This is a genomic window from Streptomyces sp. WI03-4A (assembly GCF_033792105.1).
In the GTDB taxonomy this organism is placed as follows: domain Bacteria; phylum Actinomycetota; class Actinomycetes; order Streptomycetales; family Streptomycetaceae; genus Streptomyces; species Streptomyces collinus_A.
Map to the genome: position 1 here is coordinate 76401 of NZ_JARAUO010000025.1, position 18348 is coordinate 94748.

General features: G+C 69.9%; 14 protein-coding genes and 1 pseudogene. 5 read left to right on the forward strand and 10 right to left on the reverse strand.

What is annotated here, in order from left to right; all coding sequences use genetic code 11:
• Positions 1 to 54: 54 nt before the first annotated feature.
• The 6 genes and pseudogenes from PV343_RS24070 to PV343_RS24095 form a co-directional block, all read right to left on the reverse strand.
• On the reverse strand, positions 55 to 1068 hold the full coding sequence (locus PV343_RS24070; protein WP_319149024.1) for an HNH endonuclease domain-containing protein: 1014 nt from the start codon (positions 1066 to 1068) through the stop codon (positions 55 to 57).
• On the reverse strand, positions 1065 to 1721 hold the full coding sequence (locus PV343_RS24075; RefSeq protein ID WP_319149025.1) for a class I SAM-dependent methyltransferase: 657 nt from the start codon (positions 1719 to 1721) through the stop codon (positions 1065 to 1067). Before PV343_RS24075 ends, PV343_RS24070 begins: the two co-directional genes overlap by 4 nt.
• Before the next feature lie 252 nt (positions 1722 to 1973).
• Positions 1974 to 3200, reverse strand: coding sequence for a DNA sulfur modification protein DndB (locus PV343_RS24080; protein ID WP_319149026.1), 1227 nt, complete (start codon positions 3198 to 3200; stop codon positions 1974 to 1976).
• Between the two features lie 1103 nt (positions 3201 to 4303).
• Positions 4304 to 5662 (reverse strand): FG-GAP and VCBS repeat-containing protein, encoded by a 1359-nt coding sequence (locus PV343_RS24085; RefSeq protein WP_319149028.1) that lies wholly within the window; start codon positions 5660 to 5662, stop codon positions 4304 to 4306.
• A gap of 57 nt (positions 5663 to 5719) precedes the next feature.
• A complete protein-coding gene (locus PV343_RS24090) occupies positions 5720 to 7147 on the reverse strand; it encodes an FG-GAP-like repeat-containing protein (protein WP_319149029.1) in 1428 nt (475 codons plus the stop codon).
• Positions 7148 to 7335: 188 nt separating this feature from the next.
• A pseudogene (locus PV343_RS24095) lies at positions 7336 to 7557 on the reverse strand (site-specific integrase); the annotation flags it as partial.
• 847 nt (positions 7558 to 8404) lie between these two features.
• Here PV343_RS24095 and PV343_RS24100 point away from each other — a divergent pair.
• From PV343_RS24100 to PV343_RS24110, 3 genes are all read left to right on the forward strand, one after another.
• Positions 8405 to 8929, forward strand: coding sequence for a serine/arginine repetitive matrix protein 2 (locus PV343_RS24100; RefSeq protein ID WP_319149030.1), 525 nt, complete (start codon positions 8405 to 8407; stop codon positions 8927 to 8929).
• Between the two features lie 332 nt (positions 8930 to 9261).
• Positions 9262 to 9639: a hypothetical protein gene (locus PV343_RS24105; protein ID WP_319149031.1), complete on the forward strand. Its 378-nt coding sequence runs from the start codon at positions 9262 to 9264 to the stop codon at positions 9637 to 9639.
• Positions 9640 to 10329: 690 nt separating this feature from the next.
• The gene (locus tag PV343_RS24110) at positions 10330 to 12438 is read left to right on the forward strand and encodes a hypothetical protein (protein WP_415923509.1); all 2109 of its coding nucleotides are present in this window, start codon (positions 10330 to 10332) and stop codon (positions 12436 to 12438) included.
• 149 nt (positions 12439 to 12587) lie between these two features.
• Here the strand turns inward: PV343_RS24110 and PV343_RS24115 are convergent, their stop codons facing one another.
• From PV343_RS24115 to PV343_RS24125, 3 genes are all read right to left on the reverse strand, one after another.
• The gene (locus PV343_RS24115; RefSeq protein WP_319149033.1) at positions 12588 to 13556 is read right to left on the reverse strand and encodes a Ku protein; all 969 of its coding nucleotides are present in this window, start codon (positions 13554 to 13556) and stop codon (positions 12588 to 12590) included.
• 161 nt (positions 13557 to 13717) lie between these two features.
• Entirely contained in the window at positions 13718 to 14803 is a 1086-nt protein-coding gene (locus tag PV343_RS24120) for a hypothetical protein (RefSeq protein ID WP_319149034.1), read from the reverse strand.
• Positions 14804 to 14851: 48 nt separating this feature from the next.
• Positions 14852 to 15898, reverse strand: coding sequence for a Ku protein (locus tag PV343_RS24125; protein ID WP_415923511.1), 1047 nt, complete (start codon positions 15896 to 15898; stop codon positions 14852 to 14854).
• A gap of 62 nt (positions 15899 to 15960) precedes the next feature.
• Here PV343_RS24125 and ligD point away from each other — a divergent pair, with 62 nt between their 5' ends.
• The gene (ligD, locus tag PV343_RS24130) at positions 15961 to 16842 is read left to right on the forward strand and encodes a non-homologous end-joining DNA ligase (protein WP_319149035.1); all 882 of its coding nucleotides are present in this window, start codon (positions 15961 to 15963) and stop codon (positions 16840 to 16842) included.
• An 85-nt stretch (positions 16843 to 16927) separates the two neighbouring features.
• Here ligD and PV343_RS24135 read toward each other — a convergent pair whose 3' ends face one another.
• The gene (locus tag PV343_RS24135; RefSeq protein WP_319149036.1) at positions 16928 to 17734 is read right to left on the reverse strand and encodes a nuclease-related domain-containing protein; all 807 of its coding nucleotides are present in this window, start codon (positions 17732 to 17734) and stop codon (positions 16928 to 16930) included.
• Positions 17735 to 17835: 101 nt separating this feature from the next.
• Between PV343_RS24135 and PV343_RS24140 the strand changes: the two genes are divergently transcribed.
• Entirely contained in the window at positions 17836 to 18342 is a 507-nt protein-coding gene (locus tag PV343_RS24140) for a dual specificity protein phosphatase family protein (RefSeq protein ID WP_319149037.1), read from the forward strand.
• The last annotated feature ends 6 nt before the right edge of the window (positions 18343 to 18348 follow it).

Consider the following 18348-nt stretch of genomic DNA (forward strand, 5'->3'; position numbering starts at 1 on the left):
ACTTCTGAGCCATGCACGCCGTCCGTAAACGGCCCAGGACTCCTGGGGTAGGACTCAGACTGCTGCCTGAACCGCTCCCAGGAACTCGGTCCACAAGGGCGCCCTCTGACCGGGCAGGGCGTGTTTCAGGCTGAGTTGCAGTGTGCGGCGCAGGGGATGGGGGGACTGCATGATTGCGTCATTCCGGGCCGCGAGGCGGGCGAGTTCGGCCGGGGTGGGCAGTCGGTCGCTCTTGGCTGCGTTGCAGATTGCATGTGCGGGGGCAAGGTTCCACAGGGCGTCCAGATCTGGACCGTGCCAGGAGCCGACGCTGTCGAAGCGACGCATCAGGGAGAACGGGAAGACGTGGTCGACGGCTATGGCTTCCCCCGGGGCGAGAACATCGCCGCAGATCAGGCAGCGGCCGTGTTGAAAACCGACCGTGGCGTCAACGATGCCGGTCACCGAGCGGCGCCGGCGTTTGTCGGTGATCTTAAGGGTGTCCCAGTCGACCGTGACACCATCCTCGACGAGGCTGCGCCCGACGCCGGCAGCGAAGGAGCTCTCCACGATGCTCCAGCGCGCACCCAACTCCGCAGCCAGGCCTGGTGCTTGCTCCGACTGCGCCAGTCGCAGCAGGGCAGGAGTCAGGCGCACGACACGCTGCCGTCCCGTCCCTGCCAGCTCGTAGAAGATGTGGGGCACCGCAGTTTCACCGCGGAGATTGTGGAACTTTTGCATCACCATCATCGGCATGGAACGCACTGCGGCTGCAAGCAGACGCTCGGTGGGCTGGGCGGCCTCCAGCGTCGCGGCCCTCTCCTGCTCAGCGACGGTGAGGAAGTCCTTCTCGCCCAGCTCCACCGTCTGCGGCGCCTGCGGGTCCTGGGCCAAATGCTGTACTAGGCCCAGGCTGTAGGCAGCGGCGAGCTCGGCAAGCGAGATCTCCTCACGCCCGGTCCGCCCGAACTCCAGCAGGGCTTGCCCAAGAGCAAACTTGTAGGTGCGCGAGTTGGCTCCCATCAGCACTGCCAACCGCCACGACGCGCGCGCCGAGGAATCCTGGGCGTAGAACTCGCGCCCGCTCACTCGCCCCCCTTGCGCAGGACAACCGTCTGCCACCACACCTCGGCGCGGCCGAGCCGGTCCGCGCCCTCCTCTACCAGTCGCACCAACCGCAGCGCCTGCCGCTCCCCGTCCCGCACGACCTCCTCCGCGGGCACATCGAACATCACCCGGTCTGTCGGAGGGACTCCGCGCCGAAGCGAGACGACCAGCAGCCCCGCCGGAGTCAGCAGCGTGGCCAGCCGCTCCATCGCCTGCTCACGCTCGGCCGGCGCCAGGTGCATCCAAACAGCCGACAGCAGCACCAGGTCAAAGGGCCCTTGCAGGTGGGACAGTGCGGGCAGCGAGTCCTCGACCCAACGGACGGCCTCGCACGGGCTGAGGCTCTGCGCGACCTCCCGAAGCTCACGGACCGGCTCCGCCGCCACCACCTGGTAACCGCGCCGTGCGAGTGCCACGGCGTCCCGCCCAGTGCCAGCACCTACGTCCAGCACCTTCGCCGACGTCGGCGGAAGCAGATCCAACACCCCGCCATGCACTTCTTCGAAGGTGACGCTCCCGTACCTCTGCCCCAGCAATGCGGCGCGCTGCGCGTAGTAAGGCTGGACGCCCGCAGCGGGCTGGCCCACCGCCGACGACTCGTCGAGGTGAGGGAAGTTCTCGCCTATACCAACCATGGCCTCAAGCTACGGGACCGCACTGACAACGGCCGACGCATGAAGACGAGGGGTGGGTGTGGAGTCATTCGGCACCCCGGGCCGACGTGCCAGAACCGTGCCAGGTCGTGCGGGAAGCCACGGGGAACACCGAGAAACACGCGTGATCAAGGTGTCAGTGCGAGAGGGTCCAAGAGGAAACGTGGCCACGAGCTGCAGGCCCAAGAAATCGGCTCCTGCCCAAACTTGCTGGTCAGGAGCCGATACCTACAGCTAGAACCGTCCGCGGATCTGCTTACCCGTGTCGCTCTCCGGGTGGTTCAGCGCGTCGTAGACCTTGTGTCCGGAGTCACGGGCACCGCCTGCCCAGGAGACGGCCCCCCGGTCGGTCACCTTGGCCGCGATGCCGCTCCAGTACTTCGCCTCACGCTCCCACTGGATACCTTCCAGCATTCGCTCCAGGGTGATGCCCTCGGGCATGGGGTCGGCGCTCCAAGACATGGTGCGGTTCATGGTCGCGCCGAGGCCGGCCACGACGGCGGGCGCGGTGACGGCAGTCTTGGCATGGAAGAGCGCGGCGTTCTCCTGAAGAAACGCGCCCACCGTCTCCATGACTTCACGCTGAACGATCGCCTTGTCCGGTCGGTCGCCACTCTCGTTGGAGGGGATGTCCTCATACTCGATGCCGGTCGACGCGGCGTGGATACCGGCCTTGCCGAGCATGGCCGTGGCGATGAGGGTCCGCAGGACCGACATCGTCATCCACTCCGGGGCCTTGTCCGACACCTGGCGCTTACCGGTGAGGATCAGGCTGGACAGCGGAACCGTGGTCTCCCCGGCCGGCACCTTCAGCGACTCCATCAGCTTGCGCGTGACGGTGGTGCCGAAGTCGCGGCCGTCCATGGACATGGCCAGGGACTTGTCGACCGGAACGCCCTTCAGGTTACGGTCGTGGAAGATCTGGCGGGCGGCCATGACGCTGATGCCGTGGAAGATCTCGAACGACAGCGGGATCGCGCCGAAGTCGCAGTCCTCCAGGCCGTACGCGCCCGGGTGCTTCTTGATCCGGTGCCAGGCGGTGACCTGGGTCTCGCTGTCGAGAGCGTAGAGGCCGTCCTTGATCGGCAGGGCCGACGAGCCGTCCTCAGAGATGATCAGCGGGCGCGGCGACCACAGGGTGATCTGCGGCAGCGACCAAGCGTCGTCATAGTCCCCTCGCAGGCCGGCCGCAATGTAATCGGCGTACTCGCCGACGTTTTTGGCCTTCTTGCTGCCCGCAGTACCCAGGAGCCGCTGGATCTCGGCGCGCGTGCGGGCATACTCGCTGATCGGCTGTCCGGCCTTCTGTGCGCGCTTGGTGGCGTCCTCGATCTCCTGGGGATCGTTGACGATCGCCAGGAGGTTTTCACAGTCAATGACGCCGTTAGCCATGACCCCCTTGCGGATCTCTCGAAGGTCGACGGGCAGGCCGGTGGTCACCGGCTTCAAAGACGTAGGCATGCTCAAACTCCCCACCCCATGGGCGCCACTTTGACGCACCGTCACGTGCGATGACGCTAGCGGACACACCGTCAGGGCGTCAACTGAGGTGACCGAGTATCCCCTATCGCTGTACCGCAGTTAGGGATTTTGGACTGCGGTGGAGTCATTTACTCTGCAGATGCGACCGCGGCGGGCAATTCTCGGTCACTTAAGTCATCCGCGGATACAGCGGCGGCCCCAGCTGGAGCGCACCTTGATCAGCTAAGGTGATGACGGTCCCGCTTGCGTATCTGACTCCACCGCAACCGCTCCGGACGACGTCTGACCACCAGGGGCTGTTCCGGTCGATTCGCCTAGTCCAGACCAAGGGGAGATGGAGCGTACGAAGATGCGGATCAGAAACATCGCTTGCTCTCCCAGTTTCGGGCAGTGCCCCATGCGTGCCCGCTCAGGCAGGGAAAGACCCGTGGGCGGGTCACGGCCTCTGCGAGGTACTCACCGGCAGCCGTGGACCGGCGAGCTTGAGCAGGTTGCCGCGGATTACGGGTTTGCCACGACGCTCCGCAGTGGCAGGGGCCCGGGGACCTTCACGCACAGTGATGTACGCGGTCAGTGTGGACTATCCGTGGACGAACCTCGGGCCGTCGTGGGTTCATAAGGGTCTGACCGGTGCTTTTCTCCAGGACTCAAGGGCCCTCCGGAGCCGTGTGCGCAGGTTCGAATCCTGCCGGGGGCACCCAGCATGAGGTGCCCAAAGACCCCGTCACCAGCGGAAACGCTGAGGCCGGGGTCTTCGCGTATGTGCAACCATATGAGGCCCGGAGCGGCCGTATGCCGGGGTCTGTGGACGAGGCGTTGATGGGATCTTGGAGCATCGCCGCAGGTGAGGTCCATGAAAGGGCGAGGCCAGCACCGGCGCCAGGTGCCGCTGCCTTGATACACATCCTCACGCCATCAGGGCTACCAGCGGGCTCCCTCAAGGACTGCCGACACCTAGTCGTGGTTGTTGCTGCGGGCCTGGCGTGCCGCCTCCTCGCGCTGCTTCCGGAGGGCGGTGGCGCGTGGGGGCCTCGTGCCTTGCGACTCGCCACCGCCGCCCGGGGCTGTCCCGAAGGGACGGGTCAGCGCGCCAGCCACGAGCCGAACACGACGCCCTTCTCCGGCGCGCCGAGTGCCTTGGGGCCGAACGACTTGATGCCGGTGACCGTCAGGCCGCCGACCGCGCCCCGCAGGTGCCAGGCGGCGCCGGAGTCGGCGTAGGTGCCGTCCTCCAGAGGCGCGGTCGCCGTCAGGTCGGCCTTGCCGTCCTTGTTGGTGTCCGACAGCAGGACCTGGCTGCCGAACTTGTCCTCCTTCTCGGAGACGCCGGGCACGCCGGTCGTGGACTGCTGGAAGGCCTGCGCGCCCGTGCCGGTCAGACCGGTGCGGGAGCCCTTGAGCAGCACCGTGCTCCCCGCGTCCGCGACCGACCCGATGTCCTCGCCGGGGATGCCGACCGCGACGTCGGCGTAGCCGTCGCCGTTGACGTCGCCCGCGCTGATCGAGGAGCCGAACTCGTCGCCCTTCTCGCCGACGCCGGGCACGCCCGCCGAGTCCTGCGTGATCTTCGCGGTGCGGGTCGTCGAAGGCCCGTTCGCGGTGCCGTACTTGATGAGGATCGTGCCTTTCTGGTACGGCATGTCCTCGAAGTTGTTGCCGATGTCGCGGACGATCAGGTCGCCGTAGCCGTCCTTGTCGACGTCCGCGATCGCCCCGCCGACGGAGGCCGCGAGCGGCTTCGGGGTGGTGTTCACGCCGTCCTTGCCGCCGGCCCAGAACTTGCTGCTGTACGCCATCTCCTCGAAGCCGTGGTTGGAGACGATGTCGTCGGCGCCGTCGCCCGTGATGTCGCCCGTGACGAAGCCGCCGGGGCCGAAGGTCTGGCTGGTGGCGACCGCCTGGGTGCTCGCGGCCTTACCCTCGCGCGTGAAGGGGCCGTAGGAGATGAGCATGCCCTGGTCGTCGTTGTCGGGGTCGTCGCTGCGCGGGAAGTCCACCGTGACCAGGTCGCGCTTGCCGTCGCCGTTGAAGTCGCCGGCGGTGACGTGCCCGCCGTTCCAGGGCAGCTCGGTGCTGCCCTGGCCGGACAGGCCGGCGGCGGAGCCCCACAGGACCACGGCCTTGCCGTCGTAGCCGTTGACGACCAGGTCGGTGTACCGGTCGCCGTCGAGGTCGGCGGCGGCCGTCTCCTGACCGAAGCGTCCGCCGCTCCGCGGGTCGCCGGGCACGCCAGGGGTGGCGCGGCTGAAGGTCTTGGCGTGCGCGGTGTCGGGGCCCGACGCGGAGCCGTAGACGACCGTCACCCGGCCGGGCGTCGACTCCTCGTAGCCGCCGACCGCGGAGAACACGAGGTCGGCGTACCCGTCGTGGTTGAAGTCGACGAGCACGAGGGGAGTGACGAGCGTGGTGACCGCGAGGGCGGCCGCGAGAGAGCCTCGCACTGATCCTCCAGAAGAGAGAAAGACAGGGAAAACAGAAGGCGAGAGAGAGGGAGGGGGTCAGCCGCCGAGCGTGTGGCCGAACTTGGCGTCCTTCTCGGGAGCGCCGAGCTTCACGGGGCTGAGCGTGCCGGCGCCCGTCGTGGTCAGGCCGCTCGCGGAGCCGTAGAGGTTCCACAGGGCCCCCGAGTCGGCGAAGGCACCGTCCTCGCCGGGGGCCGTCGCGGTCAGGTCCGCCTTGCCGTCCTTGTTCAAGTCGGAGAGGCTCACCTGGCGGCCGAAATCGTCGCCCGACTCGGAGACACCGGGCACGTTCGCAGTGGACTGGCTGTAGGCGATCGCGCCCTTGCCGGTCATACCGCCGGCGGCCTTGGGCGCGCCCTTGAGCAGAATCACCGCGCCGGTACCGGTGGCGGCGCCGAGGCTCTCGCCGGGAACGCCGACCGCGACCTCCGCCTTGCCGTCGCCGTTCACGTCACCGGCGCTGAGGGACGCGCCGAAGGCGTCGTTCGCCTCGCTCGCCCCGGGCACCCCCGCAGTGGCCTGGGTGATGACCTTCTTGCGCGTGTTGCTCGGCCCGGTGGAGCCGCCGTACTGGATGGTGATGCTGCCCGGGGCGGAGTCGATGACCTCGGTGACGGAGCCGATGTCGCGGGTGATCAGGTCGCCGTAGCCGTCGCCGTCGACATCGCCGACGGTGCCGCTGTACGCCGTGCCGAGGGCCTTGGAGGTGTGGCCGACGCCGGTCCTCGACCCCTTCCAGAAGCGGGCCTGGTGCTGCATCTCCTCGAAGCCGTGCGTGGTGACGATGTCGTCGACACCGTCACCCGTGAGGTCACCGGTGATGAAGGAGCGCAGACCCGAGGGGCCGTCGTCCGTGGTGATGCTGTCCTGGGTGCGCGTCTTGCCGTCGCGGGTGAACGGACCGTACTGGATCGTCATCCCGGAGACGTCCGGGTCGTCGCTCGGGTCGGAGTTCACAACGAGGTCGCGCTTGCCGTCGCCGTTGAAGTCACCGAGGGCGAACTCGGAGTACCGGTACGGCAGAACGGTGTTCTGGCCGGTAAGGCCGTCCTTGGAACCCCAGAGCACGGTCGGCTCGCCTTCGTCGCCGCCGCTCGTCACGAGCAGGTCGGTATACGAGTCACCGTCGAGGTCACCGGGGAGCGTCTGGACACCGAAGGCGAAGGTGCCCTGGAGGTCGCCGGGGACGCCGGGCGTGGCCCGGCTGATCATCTGGTGGCGCGCCGTTCCGGGCCCGGAGGCGGTGCCGTACACGACCGAAATGTAACCGGCCTTCTCCACACCGCCGACGGTGCCGAAGGGCGCCGCGACCGCGAGGTCGGCGTGTCCGTCGTGGTTGAAGTCAGTCATCGGCGTGCGGGGCGGCACGGGCGCGGCCGACGCCGCGCCGGAGGCGGCGAAGAGCGCGAGGGGGGTCGCGAGCGCGGTGACGGCGATCGCGGCCGTGAGAGTGCGGCGGGGCACTGTGCCTCCTGTGCGGAACGTGTGGGACGTAACGGGAGACGGACCACTTCGAGTGAAGGTTGTACACCGCTGGAACTCCGTTGCGAGATACGGACGTTCCATCGAGTACGGCGGCCGTTCACCAGGTAGGGCGCAAACGAGGGAGGACCCAGGCGACATGCCCGAGGCTTCAGCGTGATGCCCTTGTCTCACTCGTACTCGCGCAGCAGGTCCTCGATGCGCCGGTTGGCGACGTCCTGCCGTCCGTCGAGGCACTTCGCGTAGCGCGTCAGCAGGACCTCAACGCTGTTGCCGGCGCGCTCGGCAACCTCGGTGGGATCGACTCCGGCATTGAGCCATGTCGACAGCGCCGAGTGCCGAAGGTCGTACGGCCTACTCGCCAGCGGCGAGGCCGCGACGGCCGGCGGAAGGACGTTATCTGGAACCTCCCGGTCTCTGGGCCCTGGCAGCACGAAGGCCCAGTTGCGTAAGGCCTTACGGATCTCCTCGTCGGACGGCCGCCCTGGCCGCTCCAGGAGAAGTTCCATGGTCACGCTCGTAGGAGATTCATTGAGCCTCTTCAGCGTTGCCGCTCCAGGGTGAGAATGGCTTTGGCGATTGACGTCATGCGGTCCTACCTTGCTCGTGGGTTGGACGGGCCGTCGTAAGGTCCAGAGACCCAGAGACACCGGGTAAGGCTTTCATGCGGTTGCCCTCGATGGTTCCCCTAGCCTGGCCGCCCGGTGTCTCACGACGACTCGGCCGCTGATTAGGGGCTGCGAACCTGAAGTGTCCGTGGCACTCGACCTGAAGGCTCTCGACGTCAAGGTTTGGGGCCCTCGAACCGGCCCCCGGAACGGAAGGAGAACCGACAATCTCCGGAAGACCCGACTTGTGAAGTGTCGACCGGGGCGGCGCCTGGCGGCTTTTGGCCACTTCAGCAGGGCCGAGAGGTGACGGCAACCTGCCTCACCTGCCGCTGTGTGCCGCCTCGAAGAAGCCGTTGTCACAAGCCGGCTTCGGTGGCCGCCGCCTAGAGCTCACCGGTGTCACCGTCCGGCCGGCGGCGGCCCACACCGCAGACGCCCCGCCGCAGCGATTGTCGTACGATGCGTCACTGTGGCGATACCGAATCAGTATCCGTGGGGAGCACCGTACGGGGGCCCGCCGCCTCCGCCGTTGAACGTCCCGGCGAAGGATTTGCGGCCCCGGCGCGTCTGGTATCTGGTGGCCGCACTGCTGGGTCTCGTACTGGCCGGCGTCGGTACCGCTTTCCTCGTGACGACAGTGCGGACCGCGGTGCACTCCGTCGACACGGCCCGGAGCTTCTCCAGCGGTGACTCGCAGACGTTCAGCTTCGTCGAGGGGAAGACCAAGGCGATCTACGTCTCGCAGTCCGGGAAGGCCCGGGTCGACTGCCGGATCCCCGGGATGCGGTCCGGGTCGATCACCCCGCCGGGCAGCAGCTTCCGCATCACCGTCGGGTCCCGCACCTGGGAGCGCGTCTTGGAGGTGAAGCCCGGCAGCAGCGGCGACTACACGCTCACCTGCACTTCACAGCTGCCGGCCGAGTTCGCTCTGGGTGACCAGCCCCGTGTGGGAGCCGCGATCGGCGGTATCGCCGCGGCGATCGGCTGCTTCCTCGCCGCGTTCGCCTCGGTGGTGACCATCGTCGTCGTCACCGCTGTCCGACGCAGCCGCCACCGTCGACGGCTTGCTTCTGCATGGGGCGCTCCGCAGCAGCAGTGGGGCCAAGCAGCCTCCGGTCCCGTACCGGGGCCTCCGCACAACCCGCCGTTCTAGTCGGTCGGTGCGATGGGTTAGTCACGAGTCGGCACCCGTCATCCCCCGTGCGACGAGAGGATCGTTTTCTGGGCAGGTGCGCGCCAGGCCGCGGCTGTCGCCAGGATGAAGTCCCTGCCGCTCGCCGGCGAGTAGCCCGCCTGCTTCGCCATCTTGATCCTGCCGCGCGCCTGCCCGGATCGGCCCAGGGCCTCCCGGTGACTCGTGATGGTGCTCCCGCCGGCGGACCCGGGGCCTGGCGATAAGGATCACCGGTCGGGAGCGGCCAGCCAGCGGTGCTTCTGTCGCATGCGGAATCGTCTGTTCACTCAGGCCCCGGGCACGTGGTGTTCATGACACTGGCGCGCTCACTCCCGGACAGTCCCGCCGAGTGGTGGATCTTCCTCGGCACGATTGTCCTCTACACGCTCGCCCGCTGGTTCTTCACCTGGCAGCAGGCCCGCCGCGACGGTGACAGTCACCCTGTGCGCGCCGTGTTGGCCGAGGAGGACGATCCCGATGCCCTCAGGGCGGCCTCGGTGGGAGGGTTCCGCTCCTACCGCCAGTTCTTCGGCTTCGTCGGCAGCACCGTCGCCGTCGTCCTGGTCGCGACCGTGACAGGGGGGCGGCTCCGTGTCCTCCTGCTGTGGGCCATCATTCCGATTCTGGTCCTCGCCCTGTCCTACCTCGACTTCCGGCAGGCCCGGAAGGACCGCCGTACGGCTGTTTAGGCGATACAGCGCGCCCGTACGGCGCCTGCACCCACTGGGCCCGCGCCCCGTCCGCGGTCGTCATCCGCCAGCCGGTGTTTCACCTGGCGGTCAGCGCTCCTCCGGCGCCTGGCGACGCGCTCGGCGCGCCGGCTTTGACGACCCTCGGCGCCGTTTCCCGCGCGCCCAGGGGCTCGATCCCTCCGAGGCGAGGCTCCGCGCCCGCCCCTTTGCTGGATCCGCACCGGTTGCCTGCTGTTGCCGTTGCCGTTGCAGGCATCGAGCGAGACTTATCAGACAACAGCCACCACCCCTGGCCCAGCGGACGCCGCCCCCGAGCCCCACCTACGGCCTCCACCGCTCCCCTCACCTTCCCCGCCGGCTCCGCCGCCCCCCTCACCTCTCCCCAAAGCCGCTCGACCGATGCCGTCATCACAATCCTGTTCCAGCAGAAGGGGTAAATCGGCTCATACGATTCCCAATCACTCCAAGCCACGCCACTGCCCCATCGACGTGTCATGTCCCGGTCGGTACAGTCGTCATCGGTGCGGCTGATACAGGGCGATGTGACGTCCCGCTCCTGCCCTCCCCCTGCCGAAGATGGTGGCGCGCAGGTAAAGTCCCACCACTCACTTCATGAAAAGAACATCCATACGTATCGGCTTCCGGGCTCGGCCTTGATCGGGCCAGTCAGCAAGTCCGTGCCCGGGGATGTCGAGTTGCCTGGAGCCCGCGAAGTTGTCAGCATCGCCCTTGTCCGCACGGTTGCGCACCGCCGCGGCACGCCTCCTCCTGCCCACGCTGCTCGCCCTGTCGTTCGCCGGTCAGGCTGCCGGGGCCTTCCTCCCGAGCATCCCGCTGCTCATGGCGTCCTTCGCCCTCGGGCTCGCGGCCGACATAGCCCTGCACCGCTGGCAGCGGAGCCTCGCCAGCAGCATCGGCAAACTGCACGCCACCGTGACCGTGCGCCAGGTCGTCCGTGACCTGCTCATGGTCGCCGGCCTGCTCCGCCTCGAGGAGCAGGACTACGAGACGCGGTACCTCGCCCTCGTCTGCGGCCTGCTCGTCTTCTACGGCCTGCACTTCGCCTGCCAGGCACTGGCCATAGTCGTGCGCCGCACCCGCACCCTGCCCGTGCTCACCCGCAACGTCGACGCCTCGGCTCTGCGGCTGAGCGCCGCTCCCCCGGCGCTGGTCATGCAGCGTGCCGGGCAGCGGCTGCTCCTGTTCGGTCTGCCCTCGGCGGCCGGCCTGCTCGCCGCCGCCGCGACCGGCTCGGCCCGGCTCGCCGCCGCCGGCATCGCCCTGTCCGTCGTCCTCGCGGCCGTGGCCGTCGGCATGCTGCTGGTGCGGCTCCTGCCCTCCCGCCGGCCCGCGACGAGCGAAGAGACGCTGGAGTGGTTCGAGGCCTGGCTCGCCGAGTACCAGCCGACGGTCGGCATGTACTTCTCCGGCGGCACCAGCTCCGCCTACCAGGCCAACATGTGGCTGGAGCCGCTGGCCCGTCTCGACGGCCGTCCGCTGATCGTGCTGCGCGAGCGGTTCATGGTGAAGCGGATCGCCTCCACCGACATCCCGATCGTCTGCCTCCCCAAGGTCGCCGACCTGATGCGGCTCGAGCAGTCCACGCTCAAGATGCTCATCCACCCGTCGAACTCGGGCAAGACCTCCCAGGTCCTGCGCATCCCCACCATCAAGCACGCCTTCGTCAACCACGGCGAGAGCGACAAGCTGTCCAGCTGCAACCCGTACGCCAAGGCCTACGACGAGGTCTGGGTGGCCGGTCCCGCGGCGCGTGAGCGGTACGCCCTCGCCAACGTCGGCGTCGACAACCGCGACGTCGTCGAGATCGGGCGCCCCCAGCTCCACGCCATCGAGCCCTACGCCGGTGCGCCCACGGGCGAGTACACCACCGTCCTGTACGCCCCCACCTGGGAGGGCTGGGACGGCAACCCCGGCAACACCTCCGTCGTCGAGGCCGGCGAGAACATCGTCCGCGCCCTCCTCGCCGACCCCAAGGTCCGGCTGCTGTACAAGCCGCACCCGCTGACCGGCTCGGTCGACCCCCGTGCCGGCGCCGCGAACGTCCGCATCCAGGACATGATCCGCGCCGCCAACACCGCCCGTGCCGCGCAGCACGCCCAGGAGCGGCCCGCGCCCACCGCCGCCGCCGACCTGGCCGCCCGCACCGCCGAGCTCGGCCGGCTGACCTCCTCCTCCTACCGGGCGGGCGCCGACGACGCGGAGCGGATGCTGCTCCAGTCCGCCCCTGAGCCGGGCCGTGCCGACGCCGTCGCCGCCGCGACCGCCGCCTGGGAGGCCGCCTACTGGGCCTCGTTCCCCGTCTGGGAGCACCAGATCGTCGTCGGCGCCGGCCCCACCGTCTACGCCTGCTTCAACGTGGCCGACCTGCTGATCAGCGACGTCTCCAGCGTGATCTCGGACTACCTGGCCAGCGAGAAGCCGTACGCCGTCGCCAACACCAGCGGTCTTCCCGAGCGCGACTTCCGGGAGACCTTCCCGACCGTCCGCGCCGGTGCCGTCCTCACGCCGGACGCCTCCGGTGTGCCGGCCCTGCTGGAGTCCGTGCGCCACCCCGAGAAGGACGCCTACGCCGCGGACCGCACCGAGCTCAAGCTGCACCTGCTGGGTCCGTCGGACCCGCCGTCCGTCGTCCGCTTCAACGACGCCTCCCGCGCGCTGTGCGCCAGGGCCGACGAGCACCGGGCCGGCATGGCCGTGCGCACGCTTCCGGTCATTCCGACGCAGCGGGACAACGAGGCCGTGCTCGACAACAGCAGCGATCACGTCAAGGGCTGAGCGCCGGATCACCGGATCACCGCCGGCTGACGGCTGACGCCTTCCGGCGCAAGCCTTCCAGCCCACGGCCGCCGTACCGTTTCGGTACGGCGGCCGTGGTGTTTTCCGCCGCCTTCCGGAAACTGTGCGGTCCGTGCGCTTCAGGCGCTTCAGGCGCTCCTCGGCTTTCGGGGCGTCGTCTTCTTCGCGCGCGTCGGCTGCTTCCCCGCCGTCGTCGTCTTCTTCTGCGTCGTCGTCTTCCCCGTCGTCGTCCTCTTCGCCGTCGGCTGCTTCTTCGCCGTCGTCTTCCGTTTCGGGCTCGGCAGCTCGTGCACCTCGGCCGGTTCGCGCTGCTCGCCTCGGGACGCCCTCGCCTGCTGGACGGATGCGTTCAGCGCGGCCATGAGGTCGAGCACCTGGGCAGGCTGCTCCGGCTCGGGCGCCTCCGGCAGCGGCTTCTCCTCGCGTTTCGCCTCGATGATCTGGGCGAGTGCCTCGGTGTACTGGTCCTGGAACTCGGGGCCTTCCAGGGAGTCGGTGGTCATGGTGTCCATGAGGGCGAGCGCGCCCTCGATCTCCTCGTCGGTCACCTCGACCGGGGGCGGGAGCAGCTCGGCCGGGTCGCGGACCTCGTCGGGCCAGCGCATCGCGTGCAGCACCAGGACGTCGTCCCGGACGCGCAGCAGACCGAGCCGTTCCCGGCCGCTCCACGCGTACTTCGCGACGGCCACCTTGCTGGAGCGGCCGAGTGCCTGGACGAGCAGCTTGTACGGCTTGGCGGCGACCTGGCCCGCCGGCTGGAGGTAGTAGCCCTCGGCGATCCTGATCGGGTCGATCGACGCCAGCGGGACGAACGCGTCGATCTCGATCGCCTTCGCCGTCGGCAGCGGCAGGTTGCTCAGGTCCTCGTCCGTGATGGGGATGACCTGTGTCTTCGTCAGCTCGTAGCCCTTGCCGATCTCGTCCTGCGCGACCTCGCGGTCCTCCAGCTCGCACACCTTGCGGTAGCGGACCCGCCCCATGTCCTCCAGGTGGTACTGGTGGAAGTGGATGCTGTGGTCCTCGGTCGCGCCGACCACGTGGATCGGCACGGTGACCAGGCCGAACGAGATGGCTCCTGACCAGATGGTCCGGGGCATGGCAGACCTCCGCTGTCGCCCCGAGCATCATCAGGCTACGGAAGTCTCCCCCCGCCCGCAGGCCACGTACGCCCGACCGGGGGGCGGCTCAGGGGGTCTCTGGCGGACGCCTCCGGACCGTGCGCCTCCGGACCGTGCGGCGCCGGACCGTGCGGCGCCGGTCAGCGGGCCGTAGGGCCCTGCAGGGACTCCTCGTCGTCGTGTGCCGCGTACGGGTGGACGAATCCGGCGTCCCCGTCGTCGTCGAAGGGGGTGAACCAGTCCTCGGCCCCGAGCGGTGCCAAGTCGGTGGCATCGGCGTCGGGGCCGGCGCCGATGCCCTCCGCGAACGTCTCCAGGGCCGTGGCGACCTCGTCGGAGAGGAGGTCGTAGAGGTCGGCCGTCACCTCGGCCTGGGTGATCAGCAGGCGCAGCAGGATCTCCTCGGCCACGCAGGACGGGCGGACCGGGCGGGGCTGGGCGAGGCGGCCGGTCAGGGTCACGGCGGTGACCGTGAGGCGGCGGGCGAACAGGACGGTGTACTCGTCGGCGGACTGTGGGGGCAGGTCGTCCAGGAGCATGAAGGCGGCGTCGCTCTCCGCCACCGTGGGGCCGTCCTCCTCCAGGGCGGCGAGGTCGGTGAACAGTTCGTCCACCAGCAGGTCGACGGCGAACACCAGGGCGCCGGCCGCGATCTCCGCGGCCTCCCGGCCGACCGTGCGTTCCTCGGGGTCGTCGCCGTGCCCGAACGCTTCCAGGGGAACGGCCGCCAGGGTGGGCGCCAGGGCGCGGAGCCGGGCGCGCATGGCCTCGACCTCGGCGGGGTGGAGCCGGTCGGGACCGGTCGTGGTGTCGGCGGCGGCGTGGCGCCGCGCGCGTTCCGCCGGGTCGGCCGGGGGCGCGTCGGGGCCGTCGGCCGCGTCGAGGCTCTCCTGGAGGAGTTCGGAGTTCAGTTCCACTCCGCACCGGGTGATCCGCCAGTCTGCGAGCGCTTCGGTCCGCTCCAGGAGTTCCGAGACGACCTCACGGGCGGCGTCCTCGGCGAACTCCAGCGCCGGCGCGTCCACGAAGATCCTGAGCAGGGCTCCCGAGGGGCCGGCGGCGATGAGGTCGTCCAGCAGTTCGATCTCCATGCCATCGGGTCCCTCGATCGCTTCGAGTGAGTCGAACCCCTTCCGCAGCAAGAAGATGACGCCCTCGCGCTGGAGCGCGTCGAGTTCCGGGGCCCCCGGGGGGTGGGCCATGGCCACGGTCACCACGTAAGTCACGCCTTCATCGTGCCCGAGTCCTCCCCTTCGGGGGGAGGGATGGCGGTTTCAGGCCGGGGTCTTGCGGGGCGCCGCCTTCTTCGCCGGGGGTTTGCGTCCGCTCTTCCGCTCCTCCTGGGCGGCGGTCTTCTGCGCGGAACCCTGCGCAGACCGCTGCGCCGTCCTCCTCGCCGGGGGCTTCCGCTCCGCCGCCTTCTTCCCCGTGACCTTCTTCTCCGCTGCCCCCTTCTCCCCGGCCTTCTTCTCCGTGGTCTTCTTCGCCGGGGCCTTCTTCCCCGCGGTCCTCTTCTCCGGTGCCCTCTCCGGAGCCTTGCCGTCGCCCCGGGACTCTCGGGCCGCGCGCACGCTGTTCTCCAGGGCCGCCATCAGGTCCAGCACCTTGCCGCCGGTGTCGGGCTCGGGGGCCACGGGCAGCGCCTCGCCGGCCGCCTTGGCCGCGATGACCTCTTCGAGCGCCGCGCGGTACTCGTCGTGCAGGTCGTCCAGGTCGACGTCGCCGAGGGTCTCCATGAGGGCGTCCGCGAGGTCGAGTTCCTTGGCGCGTACGGTGACCTTCTCGTCCGGGGCCACGCCCTCCGGGGCGCGCACCTCGTCCGGCCACAGCAGACCGTGCATCGTGAGCGCGTCGCCCACCACGCGCAGCATGCCCAGGCGCTCCCGGCCGCGCAGCGCGTACTTGGCGACGGCGACCCTGTTGCCGCGTTTGAGTGCCTCGCGCAGCAGCGTGTACGGCTTGGCGGCGGGGGCCGAGCCGACGGCCAGGTAGTAGGCCGTGCCCATCTGGAGCGGGTCGATCCGGTCGGCCGGTACGAAGGCGACGATCTCGATGGTGCGGGTGGTCGGGATCGGGAGGTGGGCCAGGTCCTCGTCGGTGATCGGGATGACGGTGCCGTCCGCGTCCTCGTACCCCTTGCCGATCTCCTCCGTGCTCACCTCGCGGTCGTCCAGCTCGCACACCTTGCGGTAGCGGATGCGGCCGTTGTCCTCGGCGTGGATCTGGCGGAACGAGATCGAGTGGCTCTCGGTGGCGTTCACCAGTTTGACCGGGATGCTGACGAGACCGAAGGAGATGGCACCGTTCCAGATGGATCGCACGGGCACCAGCCTTCCTTCCGGTCTCCGGTGTTACGTGACTGAATGTCTGGGATTGTCATCTTATGACGCCTATCACAGAGGTGGACGGGCGACGGGTCGCGCTCAGCAACCTGGAGAAGGTGCTGTATCCGGAGACGGGCTTCACCAAGGGAGAGCTGGTGCACTACTACGCGACCACCGCCGCGGTGCTGCTGCCGCACCTGCGCGACCGCGCGATGTCCTTCCTGCGCTTCCCGGACGGCCCGGACGGGCAGCGGTTCTTCGCCAAGAACGTGCCGCCGGGTACGCCCGAGTGGGTCACGACCGCCGAGGTCCCCCGCTCCGAGGGCCCGGCCCGGATGGTGGTCGTACAGGATCTGGCGAGCCTGGTCTGGGCGGCGAACCTGGTGACCGAGTTCCACACGCACCAGTGGCTGGTGCAGTCGCCGGAGGAGGCCGACCGGCTGGTGTTCGACCTGGACCCGGGGGCGCCCGCGACGATCGTCGACTGCTGCGAGGTCGCCCTGTGGCTGCGGGAGCGGCTGGCCGCGGACGGGATCGAGGCGTACGCCAAGACGGCCGGGTCGAAGGGGCTGCACCTGCTGGCGGCCGTGCGCGGGGCGTCGTCCGAGCGGACGAGCGAGTACGCGAAGCAGCTCGCGGTGGAGGCCGAGCGGGCGATGCCCCGGCTCGTGGTGCACCGGATGACGAAGAGCCTCAGGCCGGGGAAGGTGTTCGTCGACTGGAGCCAGAACGCGGCGCGCAAGACGACGGCGGCGCCGTACACGCTGCGGGCCCGGCCGGCCCCGCTGGTGTCGGCGCCGGTGCGGTGGGCGGAGGTCGAGGAGTGCCGGGAGCCGGGGATGCTCCGGTTCCTGGCCGGGGACGTCGCGCCCCGGGTGCAGGATCACGGGGATCTGCTGGCTCCGCTGCTGGACGCGGGGCGGTCGGTGCCGTTGCCCTGAGCCGGCCGGGCCGCACCGGCGCCCGCGGTCGCGCGGCCCGTCACACCGGCCCCGGCCCGCACCGGCGCCCGCGGCCGGCGGCCCCTCACACCTTCTCCCACGTCCTCCGGTCCCGTGCCATCGCGTGCAGCGCCTCCACGTCCGCCGGTTTCAGGACTCCGCCCAGGCCGGCCAGAGCGGCCAGTTCCGCTTCCTGGAGGACACGTACGCCCCGGGGTGGCAGGGTGAACCGCACGTCGGCCGGCGGGCCGACGAGGGCCAGCACGGGCTGGACCTCGGCGGTCAGGGCGTAGGTGGCGCGGACGGCGTCGGCGCGCAGGCGGCGCAGCAGCGGCAGGGCCTCGCGGCGGCCCACGGTGACCAGGGGGTCGGCGACCCTGACCCGCTGCTTGCGGGCGTACAGGGCGTGTACGGCGAACAGGCCGCCGGGGCCGATGAGCAGGTGGTGGAGGCGGTCGCCGCCGGGCAGCGGGACGGAGTGCAGGGTGTGCCAGCCGGCTCCCTCCAGGCGGTCCAGGGCCTCGCCGGCCGTCTGCTCGGCGGTGAGGGCACGCCGGCGTGGGTCGGGGCGGAGCCGGTGGCCGGGTCCGGGGTCGCGTTCGAGGCCGACGAGCAGGGCCTCGCCGGGGCGGTTGGGCGCGAGGTCGTCGTCCGGGTGGAGGGACAGCCGGGCCAGTTCCGCCGGTGTGGGCACCGGGGGCGGGCCCACGGTCACCGGGCCGGCCAGGAAGGGTTTGAGGGCTTCGAGCACGGCGTCCCTGCGGTCCTCGCCGATCAGGTTCACGCGGCTGGTCTCCCGGTCGTACCAGGCGACGTTCTCCCCGTCCGGGCCGCAGACGTACAGCCTCTCCCGGCCGTGCCGCCAGGTCGGTACCACGCGCAGTCGGCTCATGAGCCATCACCCCTCGACCATGGGAACAGGCGGGGTGCTCCCTCGGCAAGAACCCGGCTACCTTGGAGGCAGTCCGGTCGGTGGGACTTGGGGAGGCACCCTTGCGGACCCGCGGAGAGCAGCCAGGCGTGCCGGCTCCGGACAGCCCGTGGAACGAGATCGAACCCGGCCTGTGGATGGGCGGCCACGAGTTCCGGGGGCGTTCGGGCGGGCTGGAGTTCGCCGTCGTGCGCGACCAGTTCGACGTGGTGCAGAGCCTGCTGCGGCTGCCGGGGCACGGGCCGGGGGCCGGGACCGAGCACCACGTGTGGCCGATCCCGGACGGGCCGCTGGACGGGACCCAGCTGGCTGGGGTGATGCGGCTGGCCCGGGCGGCGCAGGAGGCGCTGGACGCGGGGCGTTCGGTGCTGGTGCGCTGCTACCACGGGTACAACCGGTCGGGCCTCGTGGTCGCGCACACGCTGGTGCGGCGGGGCCGGACGGCCGAGGAGGCGATCGCGCTGATCCGTGCCCGGCGCTCCCCCTGGGCACTGCACAACGAGCTGTTCGTGGAGTACCTGACGGCGGGACTGACCACCGCCCGGCTGCTGGAGGAACTGGCCGAGTAGCCTCTC

Excerpts from the sequence above, each read along its gene's own strand:
- PV343_RS24115 (WP_319149033.1), bottom strand. The coding sequence starts at position 13,556 with ATGCCCCGGACCATCTGGTCAGGAGCCATCTCGTTCGGCCTGGTCACC.
- PV343_RS24080 (WP_319149026.1), bottom strand. The coding sequence starts at position 3,200 with ATGCCTACGTCTTTGAAGCCGGTGACCACCGGCCTGCCCGTCGACCTT.
- ligD (WP_319149035.1), top strand. The coding sequence starts at position 15,961 with ATGACGCCTATCACAGAGGTGGACGGGCGACGGGTCGCGCTCAGCAAC.
- PV343_RS24105 (WP_319149031.1), top strand. The coding sequence starts at position 9,262 with ATGACACTGGCGCGCTCACTCCCGGACAGTCCCGCCGAGTGGTGGATC.
- PV343_RS24075 (WP_319149025.1), bottom strand. The coding sequence starts at position 1,721 with ATGGTTGGTATAGGCGAGAACTTCCCTCACCTCGACGAGTCGTCGGCG.
- PV343_RS24135 (WP_319149036.1), bottom strand. The coding sequence starts at position 17,734 with ATGAGCCGACTGCGCGTGGTACCGACCTGGCGGCACGGCCGGGAGAGG.
- PV343_RS24110 (WP_415923509.1), top strand. The coding sequence starts at position 10,330 with ATGTCGAGTTGCCTGGAGCCCGCGAAGTTGTCAGCATCGCCCTTGTCC.